General features: G+C 49.9%; 13 protein-coding genes. 11 read left to right on the forward strand and 2 right to left on the reverse strand.

The genetic code is table 11. The features are described 5' to 3' along the window. Window positions 1–92: 92 nt before the first annotated feature. From purC to purD, 9 genes are read left to right on the forward strand one after another with little or no spacing between them, the layout of a single operon-like run. A complete protein-coding gene (gene purC / locus GLW00_RS10715; protein ID WP_160913904.1) occupies window positions 93–815 on the forward strand; it encodes a phosphoribosylaminoimidazolesuccinocarboxamide synthase in 723 nt (240 codons plus the stop codon). Continuing rightward, window positions 803–1,048 (forward strand): phosphoribosylformylglycinamidine synthase subunit PurS, encoded by a 246-nt coding sequence (gene purS, locus GLW00_RS10720; RefSeq protein WP_089651512.1) that lies wholly within the window; start codon window positions 803–805, stop codon window positions 1,046–1,048. The genes purC and purS overlap by 13 nt, the downstream gene beginning before the upstream one ends. Window position 1,049: 1 nt before the next feature. Continuing rightward, on the forward strand, window positions 1,050–1,733 hold the full coding sequence (purQ, locus tag GLW00_RS10725; RefSeq protein WP_160913906.1) for a phosphoribosylformylglycinamidine synthase subunit PurQ: 684 nt from the start codon (window positions 1,050–1,052) through the stop codon (window positions 1,731–1,733). After that, complete coding sequence (purL, locus tag GLW00_RS10730; RefSeq protein WP_160913908.1) at window positions 1,717–3,942, forward strand: phosphoribosylformylglycinamidine synthase subunit PurL; 2,226 nt, start codon at window positions 1,717–1,719, stop codon at window positions 3,940–3,942. The genes purQ and purL overlap by 17 nt, the downstream gene beginning before the upstream one ends. Continuing rightward, window positions 3,918–5,330: an amidophosphoribosyltransferase gene (gene purF / locus GLW00_RS10735; protein ID WP_160913910.1), complete on the forward strand. Its 1,413-nt coding sequence runs from the start codon at window positions 3,918–3,920 to the stop codon at window positions 5,328–5,330. The genes purL and purF overlap by 25 nt, the downstream gene beginning before the upstream one ends. A gap of 12 nt (window positions 5,331–5,342) precedes the next feature. Then, window positions 5,343–6,347 carry a phosphoribosylformylglycinamidine cyclo-ligase gene (purM, locus tag GLW00_RS10740; RefSeq protein ID WP_160913912.1) on the forward strand — a complete coding sequence of 335 codons (1,005 nt, stop codon included), beginning with the start codon at window positions 5,343–5,345 and terminating at the stop codon, window positions 6,345–6,347. Then, window positions 6,344–6,922, forward strand: a complete 579-nt coding sequence (gene purN, locus GLW00_RS10745; RefSeq protein WP_160913914.1) for a phosphoribosylglycinamide formyltransferase — start codon at window positions 6,344–6,346, stop codon at window positions 6,920–6,922. Before purM ends, purN begins: the two co-directional genes overlap by 4 nt. Then, complete coding sequence (purH, locus tag GLW00_RS10750; protein WP_160913916.1) at window positions 6,919–8,451, forward strand: bifunctional phosphoribosylaminoimidazolecarboxamide formyltransferase/IMP cyclohydrolase; 1,533 nt, start codon at window positions 6,919–6,921, stop codon at window positions 8,449–8,451. The genes purN and purH overlap by 4 nt, the downstream gene beginning before the upstream one ends. An 18-nt stretch (window positions 8,452–8,469) precedes the next feature. Further along, a complete protein-coding gene (purD, locus tag GLW00_RS10755) occupies window positions 8,470–9,753 on the forward strand; it encodes a phosphoribosylamine--glycine ligase (RefSeq protein ID WP_160913918.1) in 1,284 nt (427 codons plus the stop codon). Here purD and GLW00_RS20895 read toward each other — a convergent pair. Next, a complete protein-coding gene (locus tag GLW00_RS20895; RefSeq protein WP_335808466.1) occupies window positions 9,715–9,822 on the reverse strand; it encodes an EYxxD motif small membrane protein in 108 nt (35 codons plus the stop codon). The genes purD and GLW00_RS20895 overlap by 39 nt on opposite strands. Window positions 9,823–10,017: 195 nt before the next feature. Then, window positions 10,018–10,272, reverse strand: coding sequence for a YgaP family membrane protein (locus GLW00_RS10760; protein WP_160913920.1), 255 nt, complete (start codon window positions 10,270–10,272; stop codon window positions 10,018–10,020). Window positions 10,273–10,345: 73 nt separating this feature from the next. On the opposite strand from GLW00_RS10760, the gene GLW00_RS10765 reads away from it, so the two are divergent. Then, window positions 10,346–12,091, forward strand: a complete 1,746-nt coding sequence (locus GLW00_RS10765; protein ID WP_160913922.1) for an adenine deaminase C-terminal domain-containing protein — start codon at window positions 10,346–10,348, stop codon at window positions 12,089–12,091. A gap of 23 nt (window positions 12,092–12,114) precedes the next feature. Next, a complete protein-coding gene (locus GLW00_RS10770) occupies window positions 12,115–13,173 on the forward strand; it encodes a DUF3048 domain-containing protein (RefSeq protein WP_160913924.1) in 1,059 nt (352 codons plus the stop codon). Window positions 13,174–13,179: the final 6 nt, after the last annotated feature.

A 13,179-nucleotide genomic window follows, 5' to 3' on the forward strand; every position in this document is an offset into this window, starting at 1 on the left:
TGATGATGGAAAATACTGTATGACCTGGTACACCAGAAACTGGTGTACCAGGTCATACAAAAAATCCCAATTCCTTAGCGAGGTGTTATTGTATGAAGGGTTCTTTATTGTACGAAGGGAAAGCGAAACGGGTTTATCATACGACAGATGAGTCGGATCAGCTCGTTTTATCTTACAAAGATGACGCTACAGCATTTAATGGAAAGAAAAAAGACGAGTTCACAGGCAAAGGACGCCTCAACAACTTGATTACCTCGAAAGTATTCCAATACTTACACCAGCACAACATTACGACCCACTTTATCGAAGCTTTGAACGACACCGAACAACTGGTCAGACGAACGAACATCATTCCTCTTGAGGTCGTTGTCCGCAACCAGGCGGCTGGCAGCATTACACGCCGGCTCGGTATTGAAGAAAAAACGAGCTTCACTCCACCGATCATTGAATTGTTTTACAAGAAAGACGAATTGAATGACCCGCTCATCAACGATGTCCACGCCTATCATCTGACGGACATCACAGAACAAGAACTCACGTTTATCAAACAGCAGGCCCTAGACATCAATATAGAACTTCAAAAGCTTTTCCGCTCGGCAGGACTGACACTTGTCGATTTCAAATTGGAATTCGGCCGCCTCCAAGACGGCACCATCGTCCTTTCTGATGAAATTTCCCCGGATACGTGCAGGCTCTGGGACCAGGAAACAGGCGAGAAAATGGATAAAGACGTCTTCCGGGAAAGTACCGGTGACTTGATCGATACGTACACAAAAATTTTACATCGACTGGAGGAGAACATATGCGCAAAGTAAAGATCCACATCACATTAAAAGAAGGTGTCCTTGATCCCCAGGGGAAAGCCGTCCACAATTCACTGCAATCGCTGGAGTACAACAACGTCCAGGACGTCCGCGTCGGCAAATACATGGAAGTGATGGTTGAAGACAGTGACAACCTTGAAGCGGAAATCGACCGCATGTGTGACCAGCTTCTTGCCAACCCGGTCATCGAAAATTACAGCTACACGATTGAGGAGGCGGGTTAACGTGAAATTCGCTGTCATCGTTTTTCCAGGGTCGAATTGTGACCGTGATATGTACTTTGCTGTGAAGGACCAGCTTGGTGCAGAAGCGGATCTTGTCTGGTATAAGGAAGCGAATCTAGCAAACTATGACGGGATTCTATTGCCGGGCGGCTTCTCTTACGGCGACTACCTGCGTTCTGGTGCTATTGCCTCGACGTCTGATGTCATCGCACAAATCAGGGAAGCGGCTGAGGCAGGAAAACCAGTCCTTGGTGTCTGCAACGGATTCCAGATCCTCCTCGAAATGGGACTTCTTCCAGGAGCGATGCTTCCGAATGAAAAGCTCAAGTTCATGTGCCATTTTGAAACCTTGACGGTTGAAAATGCCGACACGATGTTCACCAGTCATTTTGAGCAAAAGGAAAAAATCCAAATTCCGATTGCGCACGGAGACGGCAATTATTTTTGTGACGAAGAAACGCTTCAGAAGCTCCAAAACAACAAGCAGATCGTCTTTACGTATGACCAGAACCCGAACGGGTCCGTCGGAGACATAGCCGGCATCACCAATGAAAAAGGAAATGTGCTCGGCATGATGCCACACCCGGAGCGGGCGGTCGAAGCGCTTCTTGGTCACGATGACGGTCTTCGTCTATTTGAATCGATTTTGACACACTGGAGGGAACACCATGCCATCAATGCTTGAGATCAGTCCAGAACAAATCGAAGCACAGCACGTCTATAGAGAGATGGGGCTGAAGGATGACGAGTATGCCTCGATCTGCTCAATTCTCGGCCGTCGTCCGAACTACACAGAGACCGGCTTGTTTTCGGTCATGTGGTCAGAACACTGCAGCTATAAAAACTCCAAACCACTTTTGAAAAAATTTCCGACCGAAGGTTCACACGTGCTCCAAGGTCCCGGAGAAGGTGCGGGAATCATCGATATCGGTGATGATCAGGCCGTCGTTTTCAAAATTGAAAGCCACAACCACCCCTCAGCGGTTGAACCCTATCAAGGGGCAGCGACAGGCGTCGGCGGAATCCTGCGTGACGTCTTCTCGATGGGGGCCCGTCCGATTGCGCTTCTGAATTCACTCAGGTTCGGTTCCTTGCAGCAGCCCCGTGTGAAGTATCTTTTTGAAGAAGTCGTCCGCGGCATCGCCGGTTACGGCAACTGTGTCGGCGTCCCGACGGTCGGTGGAGAAGTCCAGTTTGATGATGCGTACAATGGGAATCCGCTCGTCAATGCGATGTGTGTCGGATTGATCGATCATAAAGATATTCAAAAAGGGATTGCCGCAGGAATCGGGAACACTGTCATGTACGTAGGAGCCAAGACTGGCCGCGACGGCATCCACGGCGCTACCTTCGCATCGGAAGAGTTGTCGGAAGAGTCCGAAGAAAAGCGTCCATCCGTACAGGTGGGAGATCCGTTCATGGAAAAACTGCTCATCGAAGCTTGTTTGGATGTCATTCAGCACGATGCTCTTGTCGGTATTCAGGATATGGGGGCAGCGGGTCTCACTTCATCAGCAAGCGAAATGGCAAGTAAAGCAGGCACGGGGATGACGATGAACCTTGATCACATCCCGCAGCGTGAAGAAAATATGTCAGCCTATGAAATGATGCTTTCTGAATCACAGGAACGCATGCTTCTCGTCGTAGAAAAAGGACGTGAAGATGAGATTGCGAAAGTTTTCCAGAAGTATAACCTGGAAGCAGTAGCTGTTGGCGAAGTGACGGATACGAAGCGCTTCCGCCTTGAGCATCACGGGGGAGTCGTAGCGGATGTTCCAGTCGATTCTCTTGCTGAGGATGCACCGGTTTACCACCAGCCGTCCCGCGTTCCTGCTTACTATGAAGAGTTTCAAAGAATGGAAGACTATAAACCTGAAGTCACAGACTACCGGGAAACATTGGTGAATCTATTGAAACAGCCGACGATCGCCAGTAAGGAATGGGTGTACGATCAGTACGATTCCATGGTCCAGACCAATACTGTCGTCACTCCAGGATCCGATGCGGCTGTGCTTCGCGTACGCGGTACGAGTAAAGCGCTCGCGATGACGACCGACTGCAATTCCCGCTATCTCTATGTCGATCCTGAGGTCGGTGGGAAAATCGCTGTCGCCGAAGCAGCAAGAAACATCATCTGTTCGGGTGGACGTCCGCTGGGAATTACGGACGGTCTCAATTTCGGATCACCGGAAAATCCGGAAATCTTCTGGCAGATGGAAAAAAGCGTCGACGGAATGAGCGAGGCGTGCCGTGATCTTGAAACGCCTGTCATCGGTGGGAATGTCAGCTTGTATAACGAATCATTCGGAGGTCAGGCGATTTACCCGACACCGATCGTCGGTATGGTCGGTTTGATTGATGATGTCGCCCATATCACGCGATCTCATGCTCAGAACGCCGGGGATTTGATTTATGTGATTGGAGAGACGCACGCAGAATTCGGTGGTAGTGAACTGCAGGGGATGCTTGAAGGGAAACATTTCGGCAAAGCTCCTGCGCTTGATTTGAAGACAGAGTACAACCGTCAAAAGCAACTGCTAACCGCGATACGTGCAGGACTTGTCGTCTCTGCTCATGACGTATCCGAAGGTGGTTTGTCAGTTGCTCTTGCAGAAAAGCTGTTTGAAAACGAATTCGGTTGTGAAGTGACTCTCGGTGGTGAACTGGTCACAGCGTTGTTTGCAGAATCGCAGTCACGCTTTATCGTCACCGTCGCGCCGGAACAAAAGGGCGCGTTCGAGCAGAGTGTCACAGACGCTCGTCTGATCGGAACCGTTACGGAAAACGGGGTGTACAGAATCAAGCAGGAAGACGTCGTTCTGGAAGAAAAGACATCAGTGTTAAAAGAAGCGTGGAAAGGAGCGATCGGATGCTTGGTGAAATCAAAGGGTTAAATGAAGAGTGCGGCATTTTCGGCGTTTGGGGGCATCAGGATTCGGCCCAGCTGACGTATTACGGCTTACATGCCCTCCAGCACCGCGGTCAGGAGGGAGCTGGAATCGTCACAACGGACGGTGAACAGCTGAAGCTTGCCAAAGGACACGGCCTCATCAATGAAGTTTTCTCTGAAAATAAGCTCGAAGATTTGAGTGGTCATGCGTCAATCGGCCACGTGCGCTATGCAACGGCAGGGGATGGCGGCTATGAGAATATTCAGCCGCTCCACTTCCGTTCTCAGACAGGCGGCTTGGCCCTTGCTCATAATGGAAACCTTGTGAACGCTCAGGCGTTGAAAAATCAGCTGGAGGCACAGGGGAGCATTTTGCAGACGACGTCGGATACCGAAGTGGTTGCCCACTTAATCAAACGCGCGCGACATCTGCCTCTTGAGCAGGCGATTATGGAAGCTCTTTCGATGATCAAAGGCGCGTATGCGTTTCTTGTCATGACGGAGGACCGTATGTTTGTCGCCAATGACCCGCGTGGATTGCGTCCGCTCAGTCTTGGCCATCTTGGAGAATCATGGGTCGTCTCTTCAGAAACGTGTGCTTTTGATGTAGTAGGCGCTGAGTATGACCGGGAAATCGACCCTGGTGAACTCTTGATCATATCGGATGAGGGCATAGAATCCAAACGGTTCTCTGCTCCGATCCAGCGCACGCTCTGTTCCATGGAATATGTCTACTTTTCAAGACCCGACAGCAACCTTGATGGAAAGAATGTCCACGCTTCCCGCAAACGGATGGGCAAATCGCTGGCAGAAGAAGCTCCGATTGAAGCGGACGTCGTAACAGGTGTGCCTGACTCAAGCATTTCGGCAGCCATCGGTTATGCGGAAGCTTCCGGAATTCCTTATGAGCTCGGTTTAATCAAAAACCGCTATGTCGGCCGTACGTTCATTCAGCCGTCCCAGGAGCTCCGTGAACAAGGGGTGAAAATGAAACTTTCTGCTGTCCGGGGTATTGTCGAGGGTAAAAAAGTCGTCATGGTCGATGATTCGATCGTGAGGGGAACGACGAGCCGCCGGATTGTGAAGATGCTGAAGGAAGCGGGGGCGAAGGAAGTCCATGTGCGGATTGCGTCTCCTCCGATTCAAAATCCTTGTTATTATGGCATCGATACATCCAACAGCGGAGAGCTGATTGCTGCGAACAATTCCGTCGAGGAAATTGAAGAGCAGATCGGCGCGGACAGCCTTGCTTTTTTATCGGTCCAGGGCTTGAACGACAGCATTTATCAAGGAGAAGAGTCGTTGAAACACGGCGGTTGCATGGCGTGTTTTACAGGTAATTATCCGACAGAAATTTATCCGAACACGATGCATCCATATGAAAAAGCATAGGAGGGAAGCGAGATGAGTCAATCGTATAAACAGGCGGGCGTTGATGTCGAAGCTGGTTACGAAGCGGTCGAACGGATGAAAAAACATGTCGCCCGCACGATGCGGCCGGAAGTGATGGGTGGACTCGGTTCATTCGCTGGATTGTTTGACCTGAGCGGCATGAGCTATCAACAACCTGTTCTTGTGACAGGAACAGATGGAGTCGGAACGAAGCTGAAGCTGGCGTTCGAGATGGATCAGCATGATACGATCGGTGTGGACGTCGTTGCGATGTGTGTCAACGATATCGTCGCCCAAGGCGCAGATCCGCTTCTGTTTCTGGATTACATCGCCTGTGGAAGTAATGACCCTGCCCGGATCGAGCAGATCGTCAAAGGGATTTCGGATGGCTGTGAACAGTCCGGGGCTGCGCTAGTCGGTGGAGAAACGGCAGAGATGCCAGGGATGTATGAAGAAGAGGAATACGACCTCGCCGGTTTTGTCGTTGGGATGGCAGAAAAGAAGCAGATCATCACAGGAGATGAAATCAAAGAAGGAGACGTCTTAGTCGGTCTTCCTTCCTCTGGTGTCCACTCGAACGGGTTTTCTCTCGTCAGGAAACTCATCGCAGACCTGGATCTGGATATGGTACCTGTGGGCTGGACCCGAACACTGGGGGAAGCCCTGCTGACGCCGACGAGGATTTATGTTCCTGAAATTCAATCGCTGAAGAAAAACACTGCCATTAAAGGAATCGCACACATTACGGGAGGCGGTTTTTACGAAAACCTTCCACGCACACTTCCGGAAGGACTAGGCTGCGAAATCGATACAGACAGCTGGCAGGTCCCAGAGGTGTTCCGCTTTTTGCAGGAAAAAGGGTCGATCAGCGATGAGGAAATGTTCGGAGTGTTCAACATGGGCATCGGCATGGTCGTCGTGCTTGATCCTTCTGATGTGAACGCCGCGTTTGGAGCGTGTGATGATGCGGTCGTCATCGGAAAAGTGACGGACGAGGAAGGAGTGCAGGGCATATGATCAACATCGCTGTCTTCGCCTCCGGCACCGGTTCGAATTTCGATGCCATCTTCAGTAAAGTGGAATCCGGAGAGCTTGAAGCGAACATCGCCCTGCTCGTCTGTGACCGCATCGGTGCCCCTGTCATCGAAAAGGCACAGAAGCATGAAATCGATACCGTCGTTTACCGGGCGAAAAGTTTTTCAGACAAGGCGGCTTATGAACAGGCCGTGCTGGAGGACTGCCGGCAGCGGGGGATTGAATTCATCGTGCTCGCCGGGTATATGAGACTCATCGGACCTACGTTACTGAAGCCTTATGAACGCCGCATCGTCAACATCCACCCGTCCCTGCTGCCTGCATTTCCTGGGAAAGATGCCATCGGTCAGGCGCTGGAGAAGAAAGTGAAAGTGACCGGCGTGACGGTCCATTTTGTCGATGACGGCATGGATACAGGACCGATCATCGCTCAGGAAGCCATCGATATCGAAGAGACTGACACAGCGGACGATGTGAAAGACAAAATCCAGACGGTCGAACACCGTCTCTACCCACAAGTGATTCAATCATTATTCATCAAGGAGGAATCTCAATGAAGAAACGTGCCTTACTGAGCGTATCCAACAAACAAGGATTGACTGATTTTGCAAAAAAACTACATGAACTCGATTTTGAACTTATCTCTACAGGTGGCACGAAACGAGCCATTGAGGAAGCAGGAGTCCCGGTGCAATCCATTTCCGAGGTCACTGAATTTCCGGAAATCATGGACGGACGTGTGAAGACACTTCATCCTTCGGTCCATGGTGGACTACTTGCTAAGCGCTCCAATGAAGAACATATGAAGCAGCTTGAAGAACTGAACATCGAGACCATCGATCTTGTGGCCGTCAACTTGTACCCGTTCAAGGAAACGATCGCGAAAGAAGGCGTCACAGAAACGGATGCAATTGAGAACATCGATATCGGTGGACCGACGATGCTGCGTTCCGCTGCAAAGAGTTTTGAAGACGTGGCGGTCATCGTGGATCCTTCCGATTACGATGAGGTCGTGGAAGGTCTCAAGAACGACGCGCTTTCTTATGAGGCCCGACGCAAGCTAGCAGCCAAAGTCTTCCGTCATACCGCCAATTATGATGCGATGATTGCCGAATATTTTTCCGGTTTAACTGAAGAACCATTTCCTGAGACGTACTCTGTGACCTATGAAAAAGTGCAATCGTTACGCTATGGAGAAAACCCGCATCAGAACGCTGCCTTTTATAAGAAAGCGAATTTCGCAGGAACTTCTCTCGCCGAAGCGGAACAGCTGAACGGGAAAGAACTTTCCTACAACAACATTCAGGATGCCAATGCGGCCCTTGAAGTCGTGCTCGAGTTCCATAAGCCAGCAGCGGTCGCGGTCAAGCACATGAATCCGTGTGGTGTCGGAGTTGGTGAGAACTTGTATGACGCGTATGTAAAAGCGTATGAAGGCGACCCTGTTTCTATTTTCGGAGGCATCGTGGCCTTGAACAGGGAAGTGGATGCTGATACAGCGGCGAAATTGAAAGAAATTTTCCTTGAGATCATCATCGCTCCGTCCTTCAGTCAAGAAGCACTGGATATCCTGACGACGAAGAAAAACCTTCGATTGCTGAAAGTGGATATGAAAAAAGCGGATCGTCCGGCTCATAAACTCGTAACCGTCAACGGCGGGCTGCTCGTGCAAGATGCCGATGAAGGGTCTCTGGATGATGTCGAGCTTGAAGTGGCGACAGAACGTGAGCCGTCTGAGCAGGAGCTTGAAGATTTGAAGCTTGGCTGGAAGGTCGTTAAGCATGTGAAGTCGAACGCGATCGTCGTTGCAAAAGGGGACCGTACACTTGGTGTCGGCGCCGGCCAGATGAACCGTGTCGGTGCAGCGAAAATCGCCTTCGAACAGGCAGGTGAGAACGCGGAAGGCAGCATCATGGCGTCCGATGCCTTCTTCCCGATGCCGGATACTGTGGAGGCCGCAGCGGAAGCAGGCGTGACTGCGATCATCCAGCCAGGCGGTTCCAAACGTGACCAGGATTCCATTGATGCCTGCAACAAACATGGCATCGCGATGGTCTTTACTAGAATGCGTCACTTCAAACATTAATGGAGAGGGTGGAGTCTTATGAACGTATTGGTCGTCGGTCGAGGAGGCCGTGAGCACAGCCTTGTGCAGAAGTTTGCAGAAAGTGATCAGGTCGAGCGCATTTTCGCTGCCCCTGGAAATGCAGGGATGAGTACGGTTGCTGAATGCATCGATACGAGTGAGCAAGATTTCGAAGGGCTGGTTGCTTTTGCCCGCGAGAACAATGTAGAACTGACCGTAGTAGGGCCGGAAAACCCTTTGCTTGATGGTTTGGTGGACGCTTTTCAGGAAGCGGACCTGCGGGTATTCGGTCCGACCAAAGCGGCTGCACTTATCGAAGGAAGCAAACATTTTGCCAAACAGCTGATGCACAAATACGAGATTCCGACTGCTGGGTACGCTGCTTTTTCAGAAGTAGAAGCCGCTCAAGCCTTCATTAAAGAAAAAGGCGCACCGATTGTGGTGAAGGCGGATGGACTGGCAGCTGGAAAAGGTGTGGTCGTAGCTGAAACTGTGGACGAAGCGCTGACAGCAGTGGAGGATATGCTTAAAAACGGCCAGTTCGGTGATGCGAGCCGGGAAATCGTCGTGGAGGAATTTTTGGCAGGGGATGAGTTCTCCCTGATGGCGTTTGTGAATGGTGCGGAAGTCTATCCGATGCTCCCTGCGAAAGATCATAAGCGGGCCTATGATGGAGATCAGGGTCCAAATACAGGCGGGATGGGTGCTTTTGCTCCTGTAAAGGGATTGAATAATTGGTCGTACGCGTTTGCCGTCGAGGAAATCGTAAAACCAGTAGCGGCAGCGATGGTAGAGGAAGGCCGATCGTTTACCGGCATCCTGTACGCAGGCCTGATCGAAACTCCCACAGGTCCAAAAGTGATTGAGTTCAATGCGCGCTTCGGTGATCCGGAAACGCAGGTTGTCCTGCCTTTACTGAAAAATGATCTTGTACAAGTGATGATCGATGTGCTGGACGGGAAAAATCCTGACCTGATGTGGTTGGAGGGTTACTGTGCAGGGGTTGTCATCGCTTCTGAAGGCTATCCGGGGGCTTATGAAAAAGGGCGTCCGTTACCTGAGTTGAAAGCAGCGGAAGATGGCTTTGTCGTCCATGCAGGCACCGCTTGGGAAGACGGGAACTATGTATCCAGCGGCGGGCGCGTTCTTCTAGTTGGAAGTAAAGGAGAAGACTTGGCGCAAGCGCTGGACCGTACGTATCAATCGCTACAGCCGTTTGAGGATCAGAGCGACTTTTTCTATCGAAGGGATATCGGACGATCATCAGTCTCTTCTGCGGCTTCTCATGCCGACATAGAATAAAGCGGCAATCGATCCGATGATGGTGACAATGACGAAACCGACATCTGTGAAGTATTCCATAAAATCCATACGTTTCATCCTTTTGAAGAAAGAGCGGGGCCGCCCGCTCTTCTTTTGTTGGTGATGGTGATATATCAATTAAAATCTGGTTATATCAATTAAAATATAGATATATCGGCTAAACTTTATTTTTATCGGCCCAATTTTTAATATATCGACGGAACAAGAAAATCATCGGCAGAAACATGCCGGACACCTCCGCGTTTATTGGTCCTGCGGAATATTCTGCTGCCAGCTTTGCTCGATGCCGTCTTTTTCTGTAGACATTTCTTCATAGACGGCGGTCAAAGGGCAGAAACGTACAATTCCTTCCGCAACTTTCAATGCAGACAACATAATCAGAAGCGGATGAGAAGAATCACACTCTCTGCGTGAACCACGGATGGTCAAATAGGTCAGCATACTAAGACCTGCGGTGATACGGACCATACTGTTGATGATTCCGATATTCGGTTTCATTGTGCTTCCTCCTTACCAGAATGGAATATCCTGTGTTACCATAGAACATAATGATCTCAGGGAGGTACGCTCCATGAACGAAACACGTTTCCGTTGGCGGAACCGTCAGCTGCGTGAACATGCAGCCATCATTGATGGAAAAACGGCGCCGACGAAATTAATCAAAAACACAACATACTTGAATGTTTACTTAAAGAAATGGATGCATGGCCATATTTGGTTGTATGATGACCGCATCATCTATACCGGCCAAGAGCTTCCTTCCTATACTGAAGGTACGGAAATCATTGATGGCACAGACAGTTATATTGTGCCTGGCTACGTTGAACCGCATGCCCATCCATTTCAGTTATATAATCCCCAGAGCTTTGCAGAATATGCGGCAGAGACCGGGACGACAACGCTCGTCAACGATAACTTGATGTGGCTTTTTTTAACGGAAAAAGAGAAAGCGTTTTCTTTATTGGAAGAATTCATGGATTTGCCGGCTACGATGTACTGGTGGGCCCGTTTTGACCCGCAGTCAGTGCTGCGTGACGAAGATCGTCACGCTTTCGATTCGCAGATTCCGGACTGGATTACTCATGATGCCGTAATTCAGGGCGGGGAGCTGACCGCCTGGCCGGATGTTCTTCACCATGGAGACGAGCAGATTCTGCATTTTATGCAGGAGACCAAACGCTCAAGAAAGCCATTGGAAGCTCACCTGCCGGGTGCATCTGAACAAACGCTTGTGAAAATGCGTTTGCTCGGTATGGATTCAGAACACGAATCGATGACCGCTGATGATGTACTGAAGCGCTTGGAAATCGGTTATCATACAGGTTTGCGCTATTCTTCCATCCGTCCGGATCTTCCGGATATTTTACAAGGGTTAGTGGATCAAGGTCACAACCACTTCGACCATATGATGTACACGACAGATGGATCGACGCCTGGCTTTTATCGTGAAGGACTGATCAATCCATGTATCCAAATCGCATTGGATGCAGGCGTGCCGGAAATCGATGCATATATGATGGCTACGTATTATGCGGCCCGTCACTTCGGAATAGAAAATCGTGTGGGGAGCTTGAACGCCGGGCGCGTCGCTCACCTGAACTTTTTATCACATCCGAAAGACCCGATGCCCCACTCTGTGATTGCTAAAGGCGAGTGGACGAAGCGTGACGGCGAAGTTTTGGAAAAAGAAACACCGATACAGTGGAAGAAAAATGGAGTGAAGCCGCTTGATCTCGATTGGGAAGTGACCGATGCGGATATGCAGTTTTCCATGCCGATCGGTCTTGAGATGGTGAATGATGTCATCATGAAACCATATGCCATCGACACAGATGTTTACACCGACCGGCTGAGTGAGGACAATAAAGAATCTTACCTCATGCTGATGGACCGGGAAGGGGAATGGATGGTCAATACGCTGCTGAAAGGGTTCACACAGACCTTAGGCGGCCTTGTCAGCTCTTACAGCAATACAGGCGATATCATATTGACAGGGAAATCACGTAAAGATATGAAGAAGGCCTTTCAACGCATGAAGGAAATCGGTGGCGGGATTGTGCTGGTGAATGAAGGTGAAGTCCTTTATGAACTTCCGTTGGCCCTTGGCGGCGTAATGGCCGATCTGCCGATGAAAGAGCTTATAGAGGAAGAAGCGAAATTAAAAGATTGCCTGCTGCAGCATGGGTTTACGTTCAATGATCCCGTCTACACGCTCCTCTTTTTATCGTCCATGCACCTGCCGTTCATCCGGATTACACCGCTTGGAATCATGGATGTGAAAAAGAAAGAGGTACTCTTTCCTTCAATAATGCGTTAAAATAAAAGAGGGAAGTGCTGTTATTGAGAAAGCTTACATTCTTCAGCTTGCTTATCGTCCTTCTGCTCACCGCCTGTAACGAGGAAGCAGGGGCTGTACAACCTGAAGATACGAAAGAGAAAGAAACAGCGGTCGAAGAACAAATAGAGACAGAAGAAAACGTGATCGTTGATGAAAAGGAAGAAACCGAACAAGCCTATACAGAAATGTTCCCACTGACAGGGGAACCGACGGCGGATAAAGCCGATCATCGGGCCTTGTCCGTCATGGTGAACAATCACACGAAAGCAAGACCGCAATCAGGGTTGAGCCAGGCCGATATTGTCTATGAAATTTTGGCAGAGGGGCAGATCACACGCTTCCTTGCTTTGTTCCACAGTGAGATTCCTGATACAATAGGTCCGGTAAGAAGTGCACGTCCATATTATTTCAAAATCGCTGATGGGTTTGATGCGCTTTACACGTACCACGGGGCGTCCATGGCCATCAATCAGCAGGTAGCCAGCAGCGGGATCGATTATCTGGATGGAGCGATGTATGATAACAACGGCTGGTTATTTGAACGGTCCTCCGATCGTTCAGCCCCTCACAACTCTTATCTTTTGACAGAGGGAGTCGAGCAGGCGGCTGCAACTAAAGGCTATGATGCTGAAGGGGCACCTGAAGCGCTGCCTTTTACTGAGAAAGACTCCTTCGCTGGTACGCCGGTGGATGACGTTCAGATCACATATGGCAGTCGGACGAATGTGAGGTTCACCTATGATTCTGAAAACGAGCAGTTTTTACGTTCCAGTGATGGAGAGCCGACCATCGACCGTTTGAATGAGGAACGTGTGGCCGTTGAAAATGTCTGGATACTAGAAACGGACCATCAAATCATCGATGGCGCAGGTCGTCGAGTGATCGATCTTACTTCAGGCGGGAACGGGTATCTTTTACAAAAAGGACAAATGAAAGAAGTAGAGTGGAAGAACGTCGATGGACGATTGCTTCCCTATAAAGACGGCAGCGCGCTGGCATTTACCCCGGGTAAGACTTGGGTGAACATCATTCCAGGGAACGCCGCAGTAGAAACGGAGTAAGGAGGG

The organism is Halobacillus litoralis (assembly GCF_009856445.1).
Classification (GTDB): Bacteria; Bacillota; Bacilli; order Bacillales; family Halobacillaceae; genus Halobacillus; species Halobacillus litoralis.

What these genes read in the sequence shown, in the direction of transcription:
- purC (WP_160913904.1), top strand. Translation starts at nt 93, where the DNA reads ATGAAGGGTTCTTTATTGTACGAAGGGAAAGCGAAACGGGTTTATCAT.
- purS (WP_089651512.1), top strand. Translation starts at nt 803, where the DNA reads ATGCGCAAAGTAAAGATCCACATCACATTAAAAGAAGGTGTCCTTGAT.
- purL (WP_160913908.1), top strand. Translation starts at nt 1,717, where the DNA reads ATGCCATCAATGCTTGAGATCAGTCCAGAACAAATCGAAGCACAGCAC.
- purF (WP_160913910.1), top strand. Translation starts at nt 3,918, where the DNA reads ATGCTTGGTGAAATCAAAGGGTTAAATGAAGAGTGCGGCATTTTCGGC.
- purM (WP_160913912.1), top strand. Translation starts at nt 5,343, where the DNA reads ATGAGTCAATCGTATAAACAGGCGGGCGTTGATGTCGAAGCTGGTTAC.
- purN (WP_160913914.1), top strand. Translation starts at nt 6,344, where the DNA reads ATGATCAACATCGCTGTCTTCGCCTCCGGCACCGGTTCGAATTTCGAT.
- purH (WP_160913916.1), top strand. Translation starts at nt 6,919, where the DNA reads ATGAAGAAACGTGCCTTACTGAGCGTATCCAACAAACAAGGATTGACT.
- purD (WP_160913918.1), top strand. Translation starts at nt 8,470, where the DNA reads ATGAACGTATTGGTCGTCGGTCGAGGAGGCCGTGAGCACAGCCTTGTG.
- GLW00_RS20895 (WP_335808466.1), bottom strand. Translation starts at nt 9,822, where the DNA reads ATGGATTTTATGGAATACTTCACAGATGTCGGTTTCGTCATTGTCACC.
- GLW00_RS10760 (WP_160913920.1), bottom strand. Translation starts at nt 10,272, where the DNA reads ATGAAACCGAATATCGGAATCATCAACAGTATGGTCCGTATCACCGCA.
- GLW00_RS10765 (WP_160913922.1), top strand. Translation starts at nt 10,346, where the DNA reads ATGAACGAAACACGTTTCCGTTGGCGGAACCGTCAGCTGCGTGAACAT.